Source organism: Streptomyces sp. NPDC102462, from assembly GCF_044765425.1.
Classification (GTDB): domain Bacteria; phylum Actinomycetota; class Actinomycetes; order Streptomycetales; family Streptomycetaceae; genus Streptomyces.
On record NZ_JBIWKB010000059.1, the window covers coordinates 20397 to 41992 of the forward strand.

Annotated in this window: 17 protein-coding genes; 3 read left to right on the plus strand and 14 right to left on the minus strand. The window is 70.3% G+C overall.

Features of this window, described 5'->3' with window-relative positions:
• Positions 1 to 42 precede the first annotated feature (42 nt).
• From ACIRFL_RS35080 to ACIRFL_RS35135, 12 genes are all read right to left on the minus strand, one after another.
• Positions 43 to 2418, minus strand: coding sequence for a glycoside hydrolase family 3 C-terminal domain-containing protein (locus ACIRFL_RS35080; protein ID WP_404036887.1), 2376 nt, complete (start codon positions 2416 to 2418; stop codon positions 43 to 45).
• On the minus strand, positions 2415 to 5075 hold the full coding sequence (locus ACIRFL_RS35085; RefSeq protein WP_404036890.1) for a family 78 glycoside hydrolase catalytic domain: 2661 nt from the start codon (positions 5073 to 5075) through the stop codon (positions 2415 to 2417). The genes ACIRFL_RS35080 and ACIRFL_RS35085 overlap by 4 nt, the downstream gene beginning before the upstream one ends.
• Positions 5072 to 6055 carry an alpha/beta hydrolase gene (locus tag ACIRFL_RS35090; protein WP_404036893.1) on the minus strand — a complete coding sequence of 328 codons (984 nt, stop codon included), beginning with the start codon at positions 6053 to 6055 and terminating at the stop codon, positions 5072 to 5074. Before ACIRFL_RS35090 ends, ACIRFL_RS35085 begins: the two co-directional genes overlap by 4 nt.
• A 111-nt stretch (positions 6056 to 6166) precedes the next feature.
• On the minus strand, positions 6167 to 7174 hold the full coding sequence (locus tag ACIRFL_RS35095; protein ID WP_404036895.1) for an alpha/beta hydrolase: 1008 nt from the start codon (positions 7172 to 7174) through the stop codon (positions 6167 to 6169).
• A 47-nt stretch (positions 7175 to 7221) separates the two neighbouring features.
• Positions 7222 to 8376 carry a serine hydrolase domain-containing protein gene (locus ACIRFL_RS35100; RefSeq protein ID WP_404036898.1) on the minus strand — a complete coding sequence of 385 codons (1155 nt, stop codon included), beginning with the start codon at positions 8374 to 8376 and terminating at the stop codon, positions 7222 to 7224.
• The gene (locus ACIRFL_RS35105) at positions 8373 to 9398 is read right to left on the minus strand and encodes an oligopeptide/dipeptide ABC transporter ATP-binding protein (RefSeq protein WP_404036901.1); all 1026 of its coding nucleotides are present in this window, start codon (positions 9396 to 9398) and stop codon (positions 8373 to 8375) included. Before ACIRFL_RS35105 ends, ACIRFL_RS35100 begins: the two co-directional genes overlap by 4 nt.
• Complete coding sequence (locus ACIRFL_RS35110) at positions 9395 to 11290, minus strand: dipeptide/oligopeptide/nickel ABC transporter permease/ATP-binding protein (RefSeq protein ID WP_404036904.1); 1896 nt, start codon at positions 11288 to 11290, stop codon at positions 9395 to 9397. The genes ACIRFL_RS35105 and ACIRFL_RS35110 overlap by 4 nt, the downstream gene beginning before the upstream one ends.
• A complete protein-coding gene (locus ACIRFL_RS35115; RefSeq protein WP_404036907.1) occupies positions 11287 to 12237 on the minus strand; it encodes an ABC transporter permease in 951 nt (316 codons plus the stop codon). Before ACIRFL_RS35115 ends, ACIRFL_RS35110 begins: the two co-directional genes overlap by 4 nt.
• The gene (locus ACIRFL_RS35120; protein ID WP_404036910.1) at positions 12237 to 13769 is read right to left on the minus strand and encodes an ABC transporter substrate-binding protein; all 1533 of its coding nucleotides are present in this window, start codon (positions 13767 to 13769) and stop codon (positions 12237 to 12239) included. The genes ACIRFL_RS35115 and ACIRFL_RS35120 overlap by 1 nt, the downstream gene beginning before the upstream one ends.
• A 1142-nt stretch (positions 13770 to 14911) precedes the next feature.
• Positions 14912 to 15898 carry a LacI family DNA-binding transcriptional regulator gene (locus ACIRFL_RS35125; RefSeq protein ID WP_404036912.1) on the minus strand — a complete coding sequence of 329 codons (987 nt, stop codon included), beginning with the start codon at positions 15896 to 15898 and terminating at the stop codon, positions 14912 to 14914.
• 40 nt (positions 15899 to 15938) lie between these two features.
• Entirely contained in the window at positions 15939 to 16313 is a 375-nt protein-coding gene (locus ACIRFL_RS35130; protein WP_404036915.1) for a hypothetical protein, read from the minus strand.
• 12 nt (positions 16314 to 16325) lie between these two features.
• Positions 16326 to 16454, minus strand: coding sequence for a hypothetical protein (locus ACIRFL_RS35135; protein WP_404036918.1), 129 nt, complete (start codon positions 16452 to 16454; stop codon positions 16326 to 16328).
• A 304-nt stretch (positions 16455 to 16758) separates the two neighbouring features.
• On the opposite strand from ACIRFL_RS35135, the gene ACIRFL_RS35140 reads away from it, so the two are divergent.
• Complete coding sequence (locus tag ACIRFL_RS35140) at positions 16759 to 16962, plus strand: hypothetical protein (protein ID WP_404036920.1); 204 nt, start codon at positions 16759 to 16761, stop codon at positions 16960 to 16962.
• A gap of 702 nt (positions 16963 to 17664) precedes the next feature.
• Here ACIRFL_RS35140 and ACIRFL_RS35145 read toward each other — a convergent pair.
• Together ACIRFL_RS35145 and ACIRFL_RS35150 are read right to left on the minus strand one after the other, a co-directional pair.
• Positions 17665 to 18903, minus strand: coding sequence for an amidohydrolase family protein (locus ACIRFL_RS35145; RefSeq protein ID WP_404036923.1), 1239 nt, complete (start codon positions 18901 to 18903; stop codon positions 17665 to 17667).
• Positions 18900 to 20345 carry an MFS transporter gene (locus ACIRFL_RS35150; RefSeq protein ID WP_404036926.1) on the minus strand — a complete coding sequence of 482 codons (1446 nt, stop codon included), beginning with the start codon at positions 20343 to 20345 and terminating at the stop codon, positions 18900 to 18902. The genes ACIRFL_RS35145 and ACIRFL_RS35150 overlap by 4 nt, the downstream gene beginning before the upstream one ends.
• Positions 20346 to 20421: 76 nt before the next feature.
• Here ACIRFL_RS35150 and ACIRFL_RS35155 point away from each other — a divergent pair, with 76 nt between their 5' ends.
• Together ACIRFL_RS35155 and ACIRFL_RS35160 are read left to right on the plus strand one after the other, a co-directional pair.
• On the plus strand, positions 20422 to 20721 hold the full coding sequence (locus ACIRFL_RS35155) for an antibiotic biosynthesis monooxygenase (RefSeq protein WP_404036929.1): 300 nt from the start codon (positions 20422 to 20424) through the stop codon (positions 20719 to 20721).
• A 31-nt stretch (positions 20722 to 20752) separates the two neighbouring features.
• Positions 20753 to 21586, plus strand: a complete 834-nt coding sequence (locus ACIRFL_RS35160) for a MurR/RpiR family transcriptional regulator (RefSeq protein ID WP_404036932.1) — start codon at positions 20753 to 20755, stop codon at positions 21584 to 21586.
• Positions 21587 to 21596 lie beyond the last annotated feature (10 nt).

Here is a 21596-nt window from a genome sequence, read left to right on the forward strand (position 1 = left end):
ACCGCACGGAAGCTGGTGAAGTCCGTTGCGGGGAGCGGCAGTTCAGGGGGCGATGAGCACCGTGTCGGTCTGCGGGTCCCCTGCCGACCGGGCGAGGTGCAGCGTGAACTCCCCGGGCTCGGTCCTCCAGCCGCTGTCCGTCCAGTGCTGGAACGCGCGCTCCGCGAGGGGGATCGTGACGTCGACGCGCTCGCCGGGGGCCGCGTGCACGGTGGCGAATCCGGCGAGCCAGCGGGCGGGCCGCTCCACCGACGTGTCGGGGCGCGACAGATAGAGCTGGACGACGTGCTTGCCGGGGCGGGCGCCGACATTGCGGACGCCGACGCGCACGGTACGGCCCTCGGCGCTGAACTCCTCGTGCTCCCACTGGGTGTAGCCCGTACCCGCCCCGAACCAGTAGGCCGGGGTGAGCCCGTCCTTCAGGTAGGCGCGGTGCCCGATGTGCAGACCCTCGGCGTAGTGCAGTGCGCCGTCCGTGGGGTCCACCTCGTCGACCGGCGCGGCCTGCGGCCCGGCCGGCCAGGTCGTCGGCAGCCGGCCACCGGGTTCGACGGCGCCGGAGAGCACGTCCGCGAGGGCGTTGCCGAACTCCATGCCGGGGAACCAGGCCAGCAGCACGCCGGCCACGTCCGCACGCCACGGCATGTGCACCGGGCCGCCGGAGTTGACCACGACGACGGTACGAGGATTCGCGGCGGCCACGGCTGCCACGAGCTCGTCCTGCCGGCCCGGCAGGCGCAGATGCTCGCGGTCGTGGCCTTCGCTCTCGATGGTCTCGGTCGTGCCGACCAGCACCACGGCGACGTCGGCCTTCCGCGCCAGCTCGACGGCCCGGGCGAACTCCTCGTCCTCCGGCAGCTCCGGCCGCCGCAGGCCCAATCCGGCGCGGGACAGGGGGAGTTGCGGGTCCCATGTGTAGCGGACGGTGACCGCGACCTGTTCGCCGCTCGCGAGGTCGACCACGGTGCTGACTGCCCGCGGGGCGAACAGGGAGCGGAGGAGGTCATGCGGGTCGAGGGGGACCGTTTCGGCCACGCTCGGCCCGTCGTCGACCGTCACCTCCACGGTGCCGGTACCGAAGCCGCCCAGCCGCCACGCCCCGGAACACGAGGCGCGGAGGGTGGCCCGGAGCTCGAACGCGACGCTGCCGGGTGGCGTCGTCGTGGCGCTGCGGAAGATGGTCGTGGTGGTGGTCGGTTCCTTCTCCAGCAGCGTGCCGTCCGCCGAGAACCAGCTCAGCGTCGCTTCCACGAGCTCGGGTTCGCGCACCGGGTGCAGATCCGCGTGCACCTGAACTCCGTCGGCCTGCGCGACCCGCCCTCCCCAGGTGGCGCGCAGTCCCTGTTCCGGTGTCACCGTGTAGGGCGCGAACACCGTGGCGCTGCCGCCCCCTTGGGTCCGGGGGTCGCGGGTGGCCGGGCCGATCAGCGCCACGGTCGTGTCGGGGGCCAGCGGGAGTACGTCGTCGGCGTTGCGCAGGAGCACCATGCCGGCGGCGCTCGCCTCCCGGGCGAACGCGGACGTCGCGGCCGGGGAGGGGGGCGTCGGGCGCGGCGCGGCACCCGGCACACCCTTCAGTGCGCCCACGCGTTCGGCGAGCAGCAGCAGGTGGCGTACCTTCTCGTCGATCGCCTCGACGGGCACGGCTCCCGACAGGACGGCTTCGGCGAGGGGCTCGCCCCACAGCTTCGAAGGACCCGGCATCGCCAGGTCCAGACCCCCGCGGGCCGGTTCCTCGGTCGAGTACAGCGCTCCCCAGTCGGACATCACCATGCCGTCGAAGCCCCACTCGCCGCGCAGCGGGTCCTGGAGGAGCGGGTTCTCGGTCATCGGGGCGCCGTTGACCCCGTTGTAGGCCGCCATGATCGACCACGGGCGGGACTCGGTGACGACGTGCTCGAACGGGGCCAGATACAGCTCGCGCAAGGTGCGCTCGTCGATCCGGGCGTCGAGGGTCATGCGCTCGGTCTCCGAGTCGTTGGCGACGTAGTGCTTGGGGCAGGCGGCGACGCCGCCCGCCTGGACGCCCCGCACATACGCGGCGGCGAGCCGCCCGGTGAGCAGTGGGTCCTCGGAGTAGCACTCGAAGTGCCGTCCCCCGCGGGGAACGCGGTGCAGGTTGATGGTGGGGCCGAGGACGACGTCGACGTCCTTGGCCGACGCTTCGGCGGCGAGGAACGCCCCTACCCGGGCCAGGAGTTCCTCGTCCCAGCTCGCGGCGAGCGCGGTGGGCGACGGGAGGTTGGCCGAGGTGTTGCGCTCGTCCTCGGTCCAGCCCCGGATGCCGACCGGGCCGTCGGACAGGTGGAGTGCGCGCAGGCCGATCTCCGGGAGTTCGGCCGTGGTCCAGAACCCGGCGCCGGATATGAGGCGGAGTTTGCCGGCCAGGTCCAGGGCGCGCAGGCGACGGTCGGTCATGCGGTGGTGCTCCTTGTCGCGGCGGTGGAGGCGGCCGTGGATGCGCCGGTGAATGCGGCGGTGAAGTGGTGACGGCCCGGACCGACACGCTCCGGCGGCCGGCCCGGCAGTCTGACGTCGGCCGTGGTCCCGGGCGGAACGAACACCGACAGGTGAAGGGAGTCGTTCTGAAGGGTCCAGGACGACTCGATGCGGCCGTAGGGCGACTCGTGTGCGGCGGAGGCCGCCGTGAGTCCGCCGCCGGGTACGGGCTCGATGCGGAACGAGCGGTAGCCGGGCTGGTCGCCCGGGCGGATGCCCGCGCAGTAGTGGTGCAGGAAGCTGACGACGGCGCCCTTGGAGTAGTGGTTCAGCGACGCGTGCGGAGTTCCGTCCTCGGCGAGCCCGTTCCAGTGCTCCCAGACCGTGGTGGCGCCGCGGTCGATCATGTAGAGCCAGGACGGCGGGGAGTCCTGGAAGAGCAGTTCGTACGCCAGGTCCGCGTGTCCGGTGTCGGCGAGCACGGGCAGCAGGTCGGGGGTGGCGAGGAAGCCGGTCCCCAGGTGCGTGTCCGCGGCGCGGACCAGGTCGACAAGTTGCCTCGCCACCCCCTCGCGCAGGTTCTCCTCGACCAGGCGGAAGCGCAGTGCCCGCACGAGGTTGGCCTGGCTCGCCGGAACGACCAGTCCGTCGCCGTCGACGAACTCGGTCTGCCAGGCGCCGCGGGCCCCCTGGGCGAGGTCGGCGTACCGGGCGGCCTCTGCGGGGCGGTCGAGTACGTCGGCGATGCGGCTCATCAGCTGGGCCGACCGTGCGAAGTACGCCGTGGCGACGACGGACTTGTCGCGGGCCACGAACGCGTCGAGGTCCCCGCTCAGATCTGCTCCCGGTTCGAGCCACTCCCCCCAGTGGAAGCCGGTGTCCCACAGGTAGCGCTCGTGCGACCGCACGGGCCCCGTGCGGTCGGGGTGCCGGCCCTCGGCGGCGGCGTGTTCGGCGCGGTCGAGCCAGCGCGTCATGTTCGGCCACAGGTCGGCGAGGAGCTTGGTGTCCCCGTACGCGCGGTACATCGCCCAGGGGACCATGACGATCGCGTCGCCCCAGCCCGCCGATCCGTGGATGAAGGCGACCGGGCTGTCCGGCCCCTCCGCCGTCGGCGCGGACGGCGAGATGCTCGTGATGGTGCCGTCCTTCCACTGGTCGGCGGCGACATCGCGCAGCCACTTGGTGGAGAACCCGGCGACGTCGTAGAGGAACGCGGCGGTGGGCGCGAAGAGCTGCCAGTCACCGGTCCAGCCGGCCCGTTCTCGGTGCGGGCAGTCGGTGGGGATGTCGCACGCGTTGTCGCGGAAGCTCCACACGGCCGCCTCGTGCAGCTTGTTGATGCGTTCGTCGCTGCACCTGAACAGGCCGGTCGGCTTCATGTCGGTGTGGACGACGATGCCCGTCACGTCGTCGGTGGTCAGCGGGCCCGGGTGCCCTTCGATACGGACGTACTGGAATCCGTGCGTGGTGTGCCGCGGTTCGAAGACGTCACCGTCCGTGCCGCGGGACACGACGTGGTCGACCATGCCGGCCGGCAGCGGCACCGGACTGGCGGGTCCCACCGGGCCGAGGTGGTCGGTCGTCACATCCCCGGACCTGTCGAGCGCCTCGCCGTGGGTCAGGGTGAGGCGGGTCCCCTCCGGCCCCAGGTTCTTCAGGCGGACCCACCCGTTGATGTTCTGACCGAGGTCGGCGACGTACCGTCCGTCGTCGAGCCGGCTGACGCTGCGTGCGGGAATCTCCTGGACGCGGCGCGGCGGCGGGGCCTCCATGGAGACGAGCTGCCCGTGCCCGATCTCCGCCTCAACTACTTTCTCCCATCCGCCTGTTCGGCCGATGAGGCGGCGGTCCTCGCTCTGCCCCTCGACCAGGTCGGCGGCGGTGACGTGCGAGGTGCGGCTGCGCCACGACGTGTCGGTGCCGAACAGCGACGTGCTCCCGTCCGGATGCTCGACGTGCAGCTGGGCGAGGAACGCCGTGCGCTCGCCCCACTGGTCGACGGCGCGGCCGAGTCCGATCTGCCCGCGGAACCAGCCGTCGCTGAGCAGCACACTGACGTCGTTCGGCCCCTCGGCCAGCAGCTCCGTGACGTCGTACGTCTGTGTCTGCAGGCGTTGGCCGTACTGGGTGAAGCCGGGTGTCAGTTCAAGATCGCCGACGCGGTGGCTACCGAGGAAGACCTCGTAGATGCCGTGGGCGGTCGCGTTCAGTCGCGCGCGGCTGACCGGCTTCCCCATGTGCACAGTGGTGTTCAGCTCGTAGGCGGGGCGCTGTCCGGCAGGTGCCACGATGCCCTCGGCCGGGCGGATCCACCGCGCCGTCCAGTCGGCGGGGTGCAGCAGCCCGGTCTCGAAGGCGGCCCACTCCGACCACGCCGACTCCCCCGCGTCGGTGCGTACGCGGACCTGCCAGCGCACGCGGCGCTGTGCCTCCACAGGGGCGAACGGCCAGGCCACGAGGACGCTGTCGGCGCTGCTCACCCAGCCGGTGTCCTCGTCGGTGTCCAGGCGGACGCGGTACGCCTGCTGGGCGGTGGTGTGCGACGGCAGGCGCCAGGACAGGCGAGGGGCGCTCTCGCCGAGCCCGAGCGGGTCGTCGAGGTGCTCGACTCGCAGATGCGTCGGCCGGTTCATGCGGCGATCCGCCCCTTCACGTCCGTGCGGAGAATTCCGGCGATGGTGTCCAGTGCCGCGCCGACCGGTTCGATCGTGGCGGGGAGATTGAGGAAGCCGTGCAGCATCCCTTTCACGTTCATCTGGTGGACGTCGACGCCAGCCAGGGCCAGCGCCGCACAGAACGCCTCACCGGAGGGGCGGAGGTCGTCGTACTCGGCGTTGAGCACCAGCGTCGGGCACAGTTCGGCGAGTTCGGCGCGCGAGGGCATCGCGTAGCCGTCGGCCCGGCTGACCGGGCCGCCCAGGTAGTTCTCCATGACGGCGCTGATCGTCTCGGCGGGGAACCGGAGCAGCGCCGGGACCTCGGCCATCCGGGCGGCGAGCGCCGCCGACGGCGGCGGGTTCACGGGGTGCATTCCGGGATAGGCGAGGACGAGGTGGCGCGGCTGCCACTGGTCCTCGTCCCGCAGCTTCAGGGCGGCGCCCGTCGCGAGGTTGGCGCCGGCGCTGGCACCGCCCGCGTAGACCTGTTCGGGGTCGATGCCCAGCGTCAGGCCGTGGTCGCGGACCCATCGGACGGCGGCGACGACGTCGTCGTGCGGGACGGGGTAGGTGACCCCGCCGACGGCCAGCCGGTAGTCGACGCTGACGACGACGGCCCGGGCGCGCAGGGCGAGTTCCCGGGCCACCCAGTCGGCTTCAGGCATGTCGACGGAGCCGCCCAGGAAGGCTCCGCCGTGCATCCAGACCAGACCGGGTCCGGGCTGGGAACCGGCCTCCGGCCCGGCGGCGTCCGGCGTGTAGACGCGCACCGGCACCTCTCCGTGCGGGCCGGGCGCCGAAGCCGTCCGGACGCCGACCTCGGGGACCTCGTACTCCGGGTAGGCGTCGAAGTCCCTGCGGCGCTCGGCCAGTTCGGGGTTGTTGAAGAACTCGTCGGCCGAGGTGATGCCGTCGAGAAGAGGGAACCTGCTCGATACGGCCTCGTGGACGGGCATGAAAACTCCTTGGTTCTTCGGCGCCGCGACACAGCACGCGGGGCAGTGTCTGATCGCGGGATGTTCACAGGGTGTGGCGCGGCGGCCGCGCTCAGTGGGACCGGGGCGCGGTCAGTGGGACTCGGGCGCGGTCAGATGACCGAGGCCGCCGAGCCAGTCCCGCAGTCGTTCGGGCCACGCGTCGACGGCCCGGCCCGTCTTGTTGAGGCCGAATCCGTGGCCTCCGTCCGGGTAGATGTGCGCCTCGACGGGCCGTCCGGCCCGCTTCCAGGCGCCGATCATCTGCATCGTGTCGTCGAAGCAGAGCGGGTCGTCCGCGGTGACGACGGTGAAGAGCGGCGGTGTCTCCCGTGGGACGGTGGAGTCGACGAGGCCGCCGTAGACGCAGGCGACGAAGTCGGGGCGGTGCGCGTCCTGTTCGGCGAGCGCGGCACGCGCCGAGAGGTAGCCTCCGGCGGAGAATCCGACGAGGCCGACCTTTCCCGGGTCCACACTCCATTCGGCGGCCCGCTCGCGGACCACCCCGATCGCTCGTATCAGGTCGGCGAGCGCGAGCGCGGGCACGCCTTGAGTCACGTCGGCGATGGTGCGCCCGGGAGTCGTGTCGCCGCCTTGCAGGGGCGCGAACGCGGACAGGAAGTGCCGTACGAAGTCGGGCTGTGTCGGGCCGCTGTCGGCGAGTCGGTACTTCAGCACGAAGGCCGCGACACCGCGCGTTTGCAGCCATTCGGCGACGTCGCTTCCCTCGCTGTCCATCGACAGCATGATGAAGCCGCCGCCCGGAGCGACGATGACGGCGGCGCCTGTCGCCACCTCCGGGTCGGGGAGGTACGCCGTCAGGGTCGGCACCACGACGTTGCGGATCCGGTGTCCACCGGCCGGATCCTTGAACGCCTTCTCCTGGTGCGTCCAGCCCTCCGACCCGGGTGCCGCGGCCGGCCACAGACGTATCTCGTCGTCCCGCAGTACGGAATCGACGCTGTCGGTCGCCGCCATCGCTGCGGCGAACGCCTTCATGAGGTCGGGCTTCTGCTCGCCGTCCGGGGAGGTGCCCGCCGGGGCGGCGGCCTGCGGGTCGGCGGTCTGCGGGTCGGCGGTCTGCGGGGAGGTGGAATCCATGTGCTCTGCTCAACTCTCTCTTCTGCGGTTGCCGCGGTCGCCGCGGTTCAGTTCTTGACGCAGAGCGCGGCCAGGGACGAGATCTTCGAGTCCCGCTGGGCGCCCCGCACCGCGTCGCGGTCCAGTCCGTTCGTGAGGAACGCGAACGACAGACCTGTCTCCGGGTCCGCCCAGCCGGCCTGGCCGCCGAAGCCGCCGTGGCCGAACGTCCGGGCGGAGGCCGTGAGTCCGAACAGCCGCAAGGACAGGGTGATGCCGCGCGAGGGAATCTCGATGTCGTGGCTGTCGCTGCCTGCGAGGCACATCCCGATGGTGCGGTTGGCGTGCGCGTTCTTCACCATTCCGCTGGGCAGCGCGTTGCGGATCTCGCTCGTGGCGACGCGCAGGATGTCCGGGCGCCAGACGTCGTCGGGGTTGTGCAGCACACGCTGGTAGAACATCGCCAGACCGGCGGCGTCGGAGACGGCGTTCGCTCCCGGGACCCCCAGGGCCAGCGTCCCGGGATCGTTGGCGAAGCCCAGCGTGCTGGTGAACGACGCTTCCATGACGGCGCTGTCGACCGGCGCACCGGTGACCTCTTCCAGGGCCTGTACCGCGTGTTCGCCGGTGACGACGCACTTCTTGACGTCCGCCTGCCGGGCCAGGGGCACGCCGAGTTCGACCCGGTCGAGGCCGGACGGTTCAAGGACCCGCGCCCGCAGAGCCTCATTGAGGTCTTCGCCACTCGCCCTGGCCACCAGTTCGGACAGGACCCAGTGCGCCGAGGTGGCGTGGTACTCGAACGTGCTTCCCGGTTCCCACTCCAGGCCCCATGCCTCCATGGCGCGCGCACGGCCCGCACGGGTGGCGAGGTGCTCCGCGTCGATCGTGGCGGTCGGGAATCCGCAGGTGTGGAGAAGCACCTGCTCAAGGGTGACGGTTTCCTTGCCGTTGGCCGCGAACTCGGGCCACAGGTCGCGTACCGGCGCGGAGAGATCGAGTTTCCCTTCGCCGAGCAACTGCCACACGACGGAGGCCACGATCGGCTTGGTCGCGGAGAAGAGGCAGAAGCGGTCGGCGTCGGTCGCGTCCCCCAGCGACTCGAAGGCGATCACCTCACCGTGCTGGGCGAGCGCGAACTGCGCCGCGGGGATGTGCCCCGCGTCGATGGCCTGCCGTACCTCGTCGCGGAGGGCGGTGAGTCGTCGCTGGTCGACCGTCATGAACGGGACTCCTCAGGAGTGGCCGATAGCGCGGTGGGCGCGTACCGGGACGTGTCGGGGTGGCCCGATTCCGGGTCGTAGAGGTGGCAGGCCAGCCGGACCTCCTGGTGCGTGACCTCCCGCGGGCGCCGGCTGACGCAGACGTCCGCGGCGCTGGGGCACCGGGCCGCGAAGGGACAACTGCCGCTCCCGGCGGGCTCTTTGAGGGCCCGGGGCGCGGTCAGGGCGGCACGGCGGGCCGCACGGCGGGCGCGCTGCTCGGCGACGTCAGGGATGGGCGCGGCGGTGTGCAGCGCCTGCGTATAGGGGTGCTTGGGGCGGCTGCTCACCACGTCGGCGGGACCGCTTTCCATGACCCGCCCCTGGTACAGGACGGCGATGCGGTCCGCCACGTGCCGGACGACTGCCAGGTCGTGGCTGATGAACAGATACGCCAGGCCCTGTTCGCGGCGCAGGTCGACGAGGAGGTTGAGCATCTGCGCCTGCGTGGAGAGGTCGAGTGCGCTGGTGGGCTCGTCGCAGACGATCAGTTCCGGGTCCACCGCGAGAGCGCGGGCGATCGCGATGCGCTGGCGCTGCCCTCCGGAGAACTCGTATGGATAGCGGTCCGCGGCGGACTCGGGCAGGCCGACCCGTCGCAGCAGCTGTGCCGCCCGCGCGCGACGGTCGGCTTTGTTGAGACGGTCGCGCGCCACGAGGGACTCGACGACGCTCTCACCCACGGTGCGGGACGGGTTGAGCGAGCTGTTCGGGTCCTGGAAGACCGTCTGGATGCGCTGGACCAGCGGGCCGCGTTCGGCTGCCGGCCGGTCGCCGATCTCGGTCCCGTCGAAGGCGATCCGGCCGCCCGCCGTCGGCACGAGGCCCAGCACCGCCCGGCCGAGGGTCGTCTTCCCCGAGCCGGACTCGCCCACCAGGCCGAGGGTTTCCCCTCGGGCCAGGGTCAGGGACACGCCGTCCACGGCCGGCGGGCGCCCGGGGTACGCCACTTTCAGGTCCTCGACCGAGAGCAGTGCGGTCATCGGGGAGTCTCCAGTGTCAGTTCGGCCAGTTCAGCGGTCCGGACGCACCGTGCGGCGCATGGCCCGTCCTTCGTCACCAGCTCGACCGGCCGCACGCGGCACTGCTCCTGGGCGTGGGGGCAGCGGTCGGCGAAGCGGCACCCTTCGGGCCAGTCCTTGGGCTGCGGAACGACGCCGGCGATGGCGTCGAGCCGTCCCGTACCCGCCGACGCTTCGGGCGTCGACGCCAACAGCCCCCTGGTGTAAGGGTGTTGGGGAGCACTGAGGACCTCCTCGACCTCGCCCTCCTCGACGACCTGACCGGCGTACATGACCGCCACCCGGTCGCAGCTGTCGGCCACGACACCCAGGTCATGGGTGACCAGGAGCAGCGCCATGCCGCGCTTGTCCTTCAACTCGCGCAACAGGTCGAGGATCTCCGCCTGCACCGTCACGTCGAGCGCGGTCGTCGGCTCGTCGGCGATGAGCAGCTCCGGTTCACCGGCGAGCGCCATGGCGATGGCCGCGCGCTGGGCCATGCCGCCGGAGATCTGGTGCGGATAGCTCTTGGCGGTGCGGGCCGGGTCGACGATGCCGACCTCCCCCAGGAGGTCGAGGCACCGGCCGTGGCTGTCCGCACGCGATACTCCGGCCGTGCGCCGAAGGACTTCCCGTAGCTGGCTGCCGACGGTGAACGACGGGTCCAGGGCGACCATCGGCTCCTGGGAGATCAGCCCGATACGCTTGCCGCGGAAGCGGGCCAGCTGGCGCTCGTTCAGTCCGATGAGCTCTTCCCCGCCGAAGCGGACGGAGCCGCCGGTGACGGCTCCGGGGCTCGGCACCAGACCGGGGACGGCAAGGACGCTGATCGACTTTCCGCAACCGGACTCCCCCACGAGGCCGACGGTCTGCCCGGCACGCACCTCGAAGCTGACACGGTCGACGACCGGCTGCACACTTTCCGGTTCCGCGGCGGGAAAGGAGACGGTCACGTCGCGTACGGCGAGCAGCGGTTCACCGTCGACCGGGTCGCCGGCCGGCGCGTCCGCGGTCCGGGCCGCCCGGACCGGACGCACCCGGGCTCGGGACCGCGATCCGGGCACCAGGTCACGCAGCGACGTCCCCAGGAAGTTCAGCGCCATGACAGTGAGGATCAGCGCGGTGCCGCTGGGCACCATCAGCCAGGGCTGAATGGTGATCTGCTGACTCGCCTCGAAGATCATCTGCCCCCAGTTGGGCTGTTCGGGATCGCTGCCGATGCCGAGAAACGACAGCGAAGCGAGCACGACCACACCCGCGGCCATGCCGAGCACCGCCTGCACCATGATCGGCGCCGCGATGACGGGCAGGATGTGACGCGAGAGGATCCACCGGCGCGGCAGACCGGCCAACTGCGCCGCGTCGACGAACAGTTCGTGTCTCACCGCCCGGGTCAGGTTGCGGGTGAAGCGCAGGACGCCGCCGGCCGAGATGAGCCCGAGCACTCCCATCAGTACGGCGGTGTTCTGCGGGTAGATGACCGCGACCGCCACGATGACGACGAACCCCGGCAGGGAGAAACTGAGATCGGCCAGCCAGGACAGCACGCGGTCGAGCTTCCTACCGGAGAACCCGGCGAGAAGACCGGCTGGCACACCGACCAGCAGCGCCACCGCCGTGGCCTCGGCGGCGCCCCACAGCAGCGTGCTCGCGCCGAACATCAGCCGCGACAGCACGTCGCGACCGAGGGTGTCGGTGCCCAACAGGTGTGCTCCTGAAGGGCCTTGCCCCACGGCAGCCAGATCCTGCGCCAGCGGATCCTGGGGCGCGAGCGTCGAGGAGAACGCACTGGTGACGCAGATGGCGACGAGCCACACCAGCGACAGGACGACTACGGGCGACGTGAGGAGAGGTCGCCACTTGGAAGGGGTCATGCTCGGTCCCTCGCACGCGGGTTGAGCATCGCTGCTCCCACATCGGTCAGAAGATTGATCACCACGACGAAACCGGCGAAGAGCAGGACGGCGCCCTGGACCATCGGTACGTCGTGCTGGGTCACGCTGCCGAGCATCACGCTGCCCAGGCCCGGCAGGTTGAAGAGCTGCTCGATCACGACGGCGCCGGCGAGCAGACCCAGCACCTGGAAGCCGATGAGGGTCATGACCGGCCCCATGCAATTGCGCAACGCATGCTTGTAGAGCACGGAGTGGCGCGGCAGGCCGGCGGCGCGCAGCGAACGGACGTAGTCCTTGGCCAGGACGTCGACCATGGCGCTGCGCACCTGCAGTCCCAGAGCGATGGCCGGGCCGACGGACAGAGCCGCGACCGGCAGCACGAGCGACCGCAGCCACTCCCCCGGTGAACTCAGCGGGGCGTACCCGGAGGCGGGGAACACCGACAGGTCCACCGCGAACAGAAGCAACAGGCCCACGCCGAGCCAGAAGTTCGGGATCGCGATGAGGAGGCCCGCGCTCCCCTGGAACGCGCGGTCGATCCAGCCCGGGTGCAGCGCCGCCCACGTGCCCAGCGCGACGCCTGCCACCACGATCACCACGAGCGCCAGCACGGCGAGTGACAGGGTCGCCGGCAGGGCGGACCCCAGAGTGTCCACCACCGACGTACGGCTGATCCAGGAGTCGCCGAAGTCCCCTTGTACGGCGTTGCCGAGCCACGTTCCGTACTGTTCGAGCAGTGGACGGTTCAGTCCGAGCGACGCGTTGAACTGGTGGACCTGTTCCGCGGTCGCGTCGTGACCGAGGATGAAGCTTCCCGGATCACCCGGCACGAGTTGCTCGAGGAAGAACGTGGCGGTCGCCACGATGAAGAGCATGGGAACGGCCAGGTAGAGCCGACCGAGCGCCAACCGGACGGTCGTGCGCATCAGCGCCCCTCGGCGGGGCGGAACGTGTACAGCGGGCAGATCGTGCGCTGCCCGATGTCGCAGGTGACGTTCTTCCCGGTGACGTACACGTTCGGGTTGTAGCCGGCGATGAGGAACCACGCCTTGTCGTTGACCGCCTCGACGAGCTCCTCCATCGCCTTCGTCTGCGCAGCGCCGGCCGTGGTCCGGGTCCGGGCCAGAAGCTTCTCGATCTCGGGGTCGGTCGAACGGTTGAAGTTGCCGGCGCCGGTCGGCGACAGCAGCTCACCCATCGCCTGGGCCGGGGGCGTCATCGTCCACGCGAAGCCCGTGGCGGCCCACTTGCCGGAGCGCAGTTCGTTCGCGTAGTCGGCGCTGTGCGCCTTGATCTGCATGTTCACGCCGACCTTGCGGAGATATCCCGCGACGGCCTGGCCGATCCGGTCGTCGGCCCCGGTGCCGAGGAACGGCAACGTGAAGCCCTTCGGATAACCGGCTTCGGCGAGCAGCTTCTTGGCCTTGGCCGGGTCGTAGGAGTACGTGTCCTCGGCAGCGGTGCTGTGCCCGTCGAGTCCCTTGGGGACGATCAGTGCGCCGGGCTGTCCGATCCCGTGGTAGACCGCCTTCTGGATCGCTTCACGGTCGATGGCGTAGTTCAGCGCCTGGCGCACCTTCACCTTGCCCAGCGCCGGGACGACCTTGCCCGCGCGGTCATTCAGCCAGATCCCGCCGATGGTGGTCGGCTTGGCGAGGTGGACGTTGAGCCCGGCCGCGCGGTCGCTCTCCAACTGCTGCGGCTGCCCCACTGCGCCCTGGATCTGGCCCGTCTTGAGCGCGTTCTCCTGGGCCTGCAGCGAGCTGAAGTTCTTCAAGTGCAGTGCGCGGTACGGGTATTGCTTGAGGTCCCAGTGGTCCTTGCGGCGAGTGAAGTCGTACCGCTGCCCCGCGGTGGACGCGGTCAGCGTGTACGGGCCACTGCCACTCGGCTTCGCCTTCAGGGACGACGGGTTCTTGAGCGCCTTCGGGTTGACGATGAACCCGCCACCGGTCGCGAAGTCCGTCGGCAGGTCGGGCTGCGGCATCGCGGACACGACCTTGAGCGTGCTCTTGTCGACCACGGTCGTCGTCAACGCCGCTATGTAGGGGGTGCGTTGACCGGCAGGGACGGCCGTCTTCGCGTAGTCGAAGTTCGCCTTCACCGCTGCCGCGTCCACCGGCGTGCCGTCGTCGAACTTGGCATCGGTGCGCAGCTTCAACGTCATCGTCTTCGGGTCGGTGTACTTCCACGACGTCGCGAGCCCCGGAGTGATCTCACCATCGGGTTCCACGTGCGTCAGCGCGTCGTAGCTCATCTGATTCATCATCAGTCCCGTGTTGTCACCGGACGGCGACAGCCAGGGGTTGAACGAGATGAGCGCGCCGTTGAGCGTGCCGAAGGTCAGGCTTCCGGCGTCGGCCGGCCCCGCCGCCTCCTTTGACCCTCCACTGCAACCGGCGGTGGCGATCAGGGCCGCGGCGGTCGCGAACGTGGCAGCGAGCCGAGTTGTACGCATGGCAGTCATTCCTCTGAATCGATGCGGGTGGACGGCGTTCGACGGCGGCTGCACCGGTTCGCCCTGCGGTGTTCCGACAGCCACGTCGGCGGCCGCGGAGCGGGACAGGGATCCACGCGCGGCCGGCTCTTCACGCGGCCGGATAGATCGTTTCAATCGCGGTTCGGCGCCGTTGCCGGGGCTGATGAGACGTCGCAAGGGATCCTCCGGAAGGTGAACCGGTTGGAGACAGATGAGAGTGCGGGAAAGTCGGGCGCCGACTGCCGGAAGGGGTGAGCTCGCACGCCGCTATCGATCTACTGATACGTAGTAGTGATACGTTTCAGAACGTAGCTGCACGCTATGTGCAGCACAAGAGGTTGGCCGAAATGTTTTGAGCCCCAGGCTGTAACGCGTTGGACACGTGAGGTCGGGCCGATCTCCGAGGCGCCCACCGCACCGCCAGGCGCACGTCGCGCCCGCGCCACCGCCTCGCAGCTACCCCTCGCACCGTCGGCGTCGACGTCCCGGTTGGGGACTAGAAGTACCAGCAGATCCCCGCCGTGCAGAGCCCACCGCCATGCACACAATTGCAGGCAGGGGTTGCAGAAGACGCCATTGTGCGTGCGTTGATGCACGCACACACTGGCACGCAACTCGCCCTGCGGCCGCACGCAGACCGATGGGCGAACGGCGATGAAGCCGATGCGGCCGGACGGAGACCGACGTGAAGCTTTCGAAGTCCGGGGGGCTGCACCCGGGGCCTGCCGCCGTCGGCGCCGGGCCGCTTCTGCCCGTATCACAGGGAGATCCACGCGCAGGCGCACCAAGTGCGACGCCCCCGGTGTCGCGCCACAGTCCCGAGAGGCGGCCGCCTCGTCACAGCGGGAGACCCGTCGGGCCCGGCGCCGGTGATTGCACCAGGGCCTCGAAGGGGAGAGTCCGCCGCTCGGGCGGCACAGTGGAGACCCCTGGGCGGCATCTCGTCACTCTCGCCATGACTGCGCCCTCGCCACCGGTGTACTCCCGCAACCACTGCCCGCTCCATCGCCGGCCTTCCAGGACGGGGGCAGCATGCTCGTGGTGACCTGCACCGGAGACAGACAGACAGACCGCGTCTCGCCGATCAACGTCCAGGGATCCTGACCGCCGGCACGCTCGGTTCAGGCAGAGGAGCGGATCACGAGCGTGGCGGTCTCCGCTCGCGTCCCCGGAGAGCTACGAGGATTCGGCATTCCCTTGAGCACCGCGTCCGCCAGGTCGTTCGCGATGACGTCCATGTGCTGGCTGACGGTCGTCAGCGGCGGATCCGCGAACTGCGCCAGGGCAATGTCGTCGACCCCGATGACAGCCAGATCGGCGGGCGCGGACAGCCCGGCGGTACGCATACCGGCCAGGAGGGCGAACGCCACTTCATCGTTGTACGCACAGACGCCTGTGACACCCGCCGCGCGCCATTCCTTGACCACGTCGGCTGCCGACGCCGTGTCGAAGGGAACTTCCCGGACCACTGGCACGCCCAGGCCCTGCTCCACGCAGCTCTCCGACGCGCCCTGCAATCGCAGCTCGTAGAAGTCCTGAAGCCGCGTATCCGCTGGAGCCGCATACCCCAGCTGCCGATGTCCGGCCGCAACGAGGTGGCCCACTTGCAGCCGTCCGATCCGGGTCTGGGAAGGCGTGAGGCTGTCCTCCTCGCCCGAGCCGTCACGCCAGACGTTGACCACGTGGGTGCCACCGGCTCGCATGCGCGCCCGCTGCTCGTCGGCCACAGGAGCGAAGAGCACCACCGCAGCCGGCGCGAGGTCCCTCCACAGGGAGTTGACGGTGCGCCCGTTCTCGATACGCGTGATGACACTCAGGCCATGCGCTTCGAGGTCACTCGTCAGGTGCTCGACCAGCTCCATGGCCGTGAATCCCAACGGCACGTCCGCGAGCAGCAGGAGCACGATGTCGCTACGCCCCCTGCGAAGCGTCCGCGCTGCTGCGGAGGGTGTGTAGCCGAGCTTCTCCACCGCCTCGAATACGCGGCGCCTGGTCTCCTCGGAGATCTTCTGGTGCGTCACGTCGTTGAGTACGTAACTGACCGTGGTCTGCGAGACGCCGGCCTCTCGTGCCACATCGACGGAGGTAACTCGTCCCTGTCGAGCCATTGGCTCCCCCTTGGCTTGGCCGGTGCTTCACTGAATCGTATCAGCGCACATGTAGGGCTGGCGCTCCGCGCAGACCAAGACAAACGTCGCCCCGATGACCCCACAGGCTGCGTTTCACCCTCCGGGGCGGCACCCCGCACCGCGGCAGCGAATGGACCGACCTACCCGACCGCCCCTGGAAGACCAACTCGCCGAAATCGCGCAGGAAGTCGACCTCCGCGGCGAAGCCGCGGAACAACGCCGACACGCAGACGAACAAGCCCAGGAGACGGCACGGCAGAACCGGGAAAGAGCCCTGCACAAAACCCACGCCGCATACACCCACGCCGACCGCGTCGAGCGCCTCGAAAAGCAGACAGACGCCTGGCACGAAGCCAAGCGCCTGACCGAATTCGTCACCGCAGTACGCGACCACTCCACATCCCTGTCACCCGGACAGGAAAGGGCCGAGATCGAGGAGTGGCGCGCGTTCGAAGACGCCCACCTTCAGCAGCTCGCCAAACCACGGCCTCACCTCCTCCCGCTCACGGGTGTTCTGGGCGATGACGTCGGTCATGACCCGCCGCCTCACCGGCGCCACCCTCCCCTCCTGGAGGAACGCGTGAGCGAGATCCCCCAGTTTCGAGGCCGTACTCGCCTGCATCGAGGCCCGCGAGAACGAAGTCGCCGAGCAGGCCGGACGGCTCCGGGACCAGATCGCCGAACTCTCCGCCCGCCTCGGCGAGTTCGACACCGAGAGCGAGAACCTGCAGATCACCCGCAAGACCCTCCTCAACCTCCCCGCACCCGCACCCGCACCCGCACCCGCACCCGCACCCGCACCCGCACCCGCACCCGGCGACGATCCACCCCACGCCGAGGTGCCGGAACACCCCGCCTACCAGCAGATCCTCGCCGCCCTCGCCGACGCCGATGGCCCGATGCGGGCCCGCGACATCTGCGAAGTCCTCGACCTGCCGATCCTGCCGAAAAACACCGAGGGCATCCGATCCAAGCTGAAACGCCTTGTCACCCGCGGCACCCTCACCGAGCCCGAGCCCCTGTTCACCCAGCCCCGCCCCTGACCACCCGCCCACCCCACCAAGCAGGGCACCTCACCCAGACCTCATCGCGAATCGGGCATCACGGCGCGAACCGCACTCTCAGAGGTTCGGTCCACGCTGACGGGGCTCACGCTGGCGCCCGGCCGTGCGCACTCAGCGAGTGATGGCCGCGGCTGAGCCGCCCTTTCTCATCTCGTCGGCCGGAACCCGGGCCCGGGTGGCGAAGACGGGCCATCCGCTGGTGACCGGGGCCACCTCGCACCGGAAGGACACCAGGTCGCGGCTGACCACATGTTCACATGGACGTGAGGTCCGCGAGTTCGGCGATGGGGCGCCGGCCGTCCGCCCCGAGGGCGACGACAACGTCGCGGCTTGCGCCAGGCAAGATGCGGCCCCGAGACGCTGGTACGCGTCCCGCAGCGCGAATGCCGGTGTTCTCCTGGCTCGCTTGGTACAACAACCGGCGTCGTCACTCTCACTCCGAGCTTGGCCAACCCAGCCCAGCCCAACCCAGCCAAGTTCGAACGATGTTCGATGAACTCGGGTGGCCTGAACTTGGTTGCGTAGTTCACGAATATCCACGTAGCGGGGCAAAGGTCCACGCTTTGATTGCACCAATTCTGAGCACCGTCCCGGTGTAGGCGCTACTGCGGTCGGTGTGCATGACGCAGTCCGGTTCGAGGGCTTCATACCGGGGGAGCAGGAAGGGGATCTGGTGGTGGGTCAGGTGACCGGGCTCCCGGCCTTGATGACTCGGTTGGGCAGGTGCCGTGGTGTCACCAGGGTGCTGATGTCGTCCAGGGGGTTTGCGTCGGTGACGAGGAGGTCGGCGTGGGCGCCGACGGCGAGCGTTCCAATGGCGCCCTCCATGCCGAGCAGCCGGGCCGCGGTGCTGGTGGCGGAGCGGATCAGGTCGGCGGGTGGCTGGACCTGGGCGCGGAGCGTGAACTCGTCGAGCTGGTGGGGGTGCATGGGGCCGAGGAGATCGGTGCCGTAGACGAGGTTGACGCCGGCCCGGTGGGCCTTCTCCAGGGCGCCGAGCCCGGCTTCGCGGACGTCGTCCACCTTGCGCAGGGACGTCTCGCTCATACCGGCTCGCCGACCGGCCGTGGCGAGTTGCTCGTAGGTGACGAGGGTGGGGACGAGGAACGCGTCGCCCTGCAGGAGGAGTTGGATGGTCTCGTCGTCGAGCAGGTTGCCGTGTTCGACACAGCGCACGCCTGCCCGCAGGGCGCGGTTGATGCCGCGCGGGTGGTAGGCGTGGACGGTGACGTAGCGGTTGTGGTTGGTGGCCTCCTCGACGGCGGCGGCCATCTCGGCGTCGCTGTACTGGACGGCGGACACCTCGTCGTGCGGAGAGGCGACGCCGCCCGAGACCAGGAGCTTCAAGTGGTGGGCGCCCTTGCGGAATTCGTCGCGAGGGGCGGCACGCACCGCGTCGACGCCGTCGGCGATGCGCGCGAACCCGGGCCGGTGCCCGCAGCACGGGGCCCCGTCCTCGGACAGGGGGCGCAGATCGCCGTGGCCGCCGGTCTGGGAGAGCGCCTTGCCGCCGTGGATGAGGCGGGGCCCGGGCATGAGGCCCTCGGTGAGCGCGCGGGCCATGCCGTGGTCGGCGCCGCCGACGTCGCGGACGGTGGTGAAGCCGCGCCGGAGCATGCGTTCGGCTTCCTTCAGCGCGCGGACGGTGGCGTACCCGGCCGACCAGGAACGCTGTTCGGTGGCGTCGATGCTGGTGAGGAGGGCGTGGACGTGGGCGTCGATGAGGCCGGGCAGTACAGTCGCGCCGCGCGCGTCCAGCACGCGTACGTCCTCGGTCGCGGCCGGCGGGCGTCCGGTGCCGTGGGCCGTGATGCGGCCGTCGGCAGCCTCCAGCCAGGAGGCGTCGGTGACTTCCGCGGTCTCGGGGTGCAGCAGGTGGGCGTTGGTGATGAGCAGGCGGGCAGGGGTGGGGTGGGTCATGCGCGGGTCCCTTCGAGTTGTTCCAGGCTGCGGCCGGCCGTGCGTTCCCCGAAGGCGGCGATGACGACCACCGCCACGGCCAGGGCTGCGACCAGTACGAGAAAGACGTTCGTGAAGCCGACGGCGGTGTAGAGGTAGCCGATGGCGATCGGGGCCGCGATCGCGCCGACCCGGCCGACCGCGGACGCGGCCCCCATGCCGGTGGCGCGGACGGAGGTCGGGTACAGCTCGGCGGTGTAGGCGTAGTAGACGGCCGCTGAGCCGTTGGTGAAGGCGGCCATGAACGCCGCGCAGACCAGCAGGGCGACCGGGTCGTCGACGAGGGCGACACCCAGGGCGGAGAGCGTGGCGCCGCCGGCGTAGCAGGCGATGAGCCACTTGCGTTCGATGCGGTCGATGAGGGAGCCGGCCACCCAGTAGCCGGGGATCTGCGCCAGTGCGGTCACCAGGCCGTAGAGGAAGGACTTGGTGATGGAGAAGCCCTTGGCCTGCACGAGCATCGCCGGCAGCCAGCTCCCGAAGCCGTAGTGGACGCCGGTGAGGATGAACCACAGCACCCAGAGCACCGCGGTGGTGCGTGCGGCCCGCCCCTTGAACAGGGCGGTCAGGTTTCCCGTGGGGCGCGGCGGCTGCGCCGGTCGGCCGGGAGCGGAACTCGCCTGTGAGGAAAGGGAGTTGGTCCCTTGCGATTCGGTCGGCTCCGGGGCGGTCTGTGTCGCCGGCTCTGAGGCGGCGGGCGCCGCTTCACGCTCGAACTGCGTGATCACGGCGGCGGCTTCGTCGAAGCGCCCGCGGGAGATCAGATAGCGGGGTGACTCGGGGAGGCTGCGCCGCCACCACAGCAGCAGAAGGACCGGCGCCGCCGCGAGGAGCGCGGCGATGCGCCAACCGGTCTCCGGGTGCGGGGAGATCAGGAGCGGGGCGATGATGCCCGCCAGGATGTACCCGAAGGCGAGGAAGCCGACGGTCCGGGCGACGAATCGGCCCCGGTGGGCCTGGGGCAGGAACTCGGAGATGTACGGGGTGATGAGCGCGGTCTCCGCCCCGATGCCCAGGCCGGACAGGGCCCGCCAGACGAACAGTTCGGTGGGCGAGGACGCGGTGGCCATGAGCGCACTGAACAGGCAGAACACAAGCAGGGCGGTCATCATCAGGCGGCGCCGACCGAACCGGTCGGCCAGCAGGCCCGCGGCCAGCGCCCCCACCAGGTAGCCGAAGAAGATCGCTGAGAGCAGCCAGCCGGCGGTCGAGGACGGGATCTTCCAGACCACGATCAGCGCGGACAGGGCGTAGCCCATCAGCGCGCCGTCGAAGGAGTCGAAGGTGTAGCCGAGTCCGGCCCGGAACATCAGCCGCCGGTGCGGTGTGCCGGGTTCGAGCCGGTCGAGTCTGTGCAGCAGCGCCGCGGCGGATGTCTCCGCGCGGGTCTCAGAGGTGGGCACAGGGCCTCCAGCGTAGGCAGGGCGAGGCGCGGTGCAACGTTAAGTGCGTGGAGTGGTGCTGTGCAATGCTTGATGCATGGAATTCACGTTGCTCACTCTCCGCCCCGCGCCCGGCCGCCGCGACGAATTGGTCGCCCACTACCGCGCCGCGGGCATCCTGGAGGCATCCGGAGCGCTCAGCTCGCAGGTCCTGGTCCCGGAGGGCGGGGCGGAGGTCGTCGTCACCGCACTGTGGGCCGATGACCAGGCGCGCGCCGACTGGCAGAATTCGCCCCGTCGCAAGGAGTTCGCCCGGGGCATGGCGCCGTTCTTCGACTCCGCCGACGCCGCCAGTACCCGCGTGTTCCACGTCGGCCACCACAGCGACACGACGTGAAGCCGCCCGCCGCATCAGGAGAAGAGACTCAGTGACCGTCGAGGCATGGCTGGCCGACCACACTGCCCGCACCGCGCTCGGCCCGCAGGCCGAGCGCGTCGCCCGCGTACTCGCAACGGCTCCGCAGTTCGCCAGCTACTCCTCGGCGCGGGAGATCGCCGAACGGTCGGGGGTCAACGTCTCCACCGTGGTCCGTACCGCCCAGCAACTGGGTTTCGAAGGGTGGCCCGGCCTGCGCGAGGAACTGCGCACCGTCTATCTGGCCTCCGTCTCCGCGGGGGAGCACCCGACCGGCGGGCCCGACGACCGCGCCGCCCGGATGCTGCAACAGGACACGGTCAATGTCGCCGCGCTCGCCACCGCGGAGAACCTCGAAGCGCTGCGCGCCACGGCCAGAGCCATCAAGTCCGCGCGCCGGACCCTGGTCGTCAGCTCCGGCAGCGGGGCAGGTCCCGCCCACGTTCTCGGCCACCTCGGTGCCATCGCGGGCCACGACATCCAGCTGGCGCTCGGCCCCGCCACCACGCAGGCCGTGCAGGTCTCCCACCTGAGGGAGGGGGACTGCCTGATCGCCTTCAACATCTGGCGGCTGACGCGCAGTCTGCGCGGCCTGACTCGGCTCGCCCGCGAACGCGGCGCCACCGTCAGCGTCTTCACCGACCTGCGTTCCTCACCCCTCGCCGAGTACGCCGACCATGTCGTCGTCACCCCGATCGAGGGCGTCGGCTCCGGCCCCTCGCTCACCGCCATGGTCGCCGGAGTACAGGCCATCCTCAGCGAACTCAGCGACACCGACGCGGTCCGCACCTCGGGCGAGATCCAACAGATCTGGCAGGACCTCGACCTCATGGACGACCAGCCGTAGCTGGGGTCGA

Coding starts and splice junctions, on each gene's coding strand:
- ACIRFL_RS35090 (WP_404036893.1), bottom strand. CDS start 6,055: ATGCCCGTCCACGAGGCCGTATCGAGCAGGTTCCCTCTTCTCGACGGC.
- ACIRFL_RS35125 (WP_404036912.1), bottom strand. CDS start 15,898: ATGGCTCGACAGGGACGAGTTACCTCCGTCGATGTGGCACGAGAGGCC.
- ACIRFL_RS35115 (WP_404036907.1), bottom strand. CDS start 12,237: ATGCGCACGACCGTCCGGTTGGCGCTCGGTCGGCTCTACCTGGCCGTT.
- ACIRFL_RS35110 (WP_404036904.1), bottom strand. CDS start 11,290: ATGACCCCTTCCAAGTGGCGACCTCTCCTCACGTCGCCCGTAGTCGTC.
- ACIRFL_RS35080 (WP_404036887.1), bottom strand. CDS start 2,418: ATGACCGACCGTCGCCTGCGCGCCCTGGACCTGGCCGGCAAACTCCGC.
- ACIRFL_RS35085 (WP_404036890.1), bottom strand. CDS start 5,075: ATGAACCGGCCGACGCATCTGCGAGTCGAGCACCTCGACGACCCGCTC.
- ACIRFL_RS35105 (WP_404036901.1), bottom strand. CDS start 9,398: ATGACCGCACTGCTCTCGGTCGAGGACCTGAAAGTGGCGTACCCCGGG.
- ACIRFL_RS35155 (WP_404036929.1), top strand. CDS start 20,422: ATGGAATTCACGTTGCTCACTCTCCGCCCCGCGCCCGGCCGCCGCGAC.
- ACIRFL_RS35095 (WP_404036895.1), bottom strand. CDS start 7,174: ATGGATTCCACCTCCCCGCAGACCGCCGACCCGCAGACCGCCGACCCG.
- ACIRFL_RS35135 (WP_404036918.1), bottom strand. CDS start 16,454: ATGACCGACGTCATCGCCCAGAACACCCGTGAGCGGGAGGAGGTGAGG.
- ACIRFL_RS35145 (WP_404036923.1), bottom strand. CDS start 18,903: ATGACCCACCCCACCCCTGCCCGCCTGCTCATCACCAACGCCCACCTG.
- ACIRFL_RS35120 (WP_404036910.1), bottom strand. CDS start 13,769: ATGCGTACAACTCGGCTCGCTGCCACGTTCGCGACCGCCGCGGCCCTG.
- ACIRFL_RS35100 (WP_404036898.1), bottom strand. CDS start 8,376: ATGACGGTCGACCAGCGACGACTCACCGCCCTCCGCGACGAGGTACGG.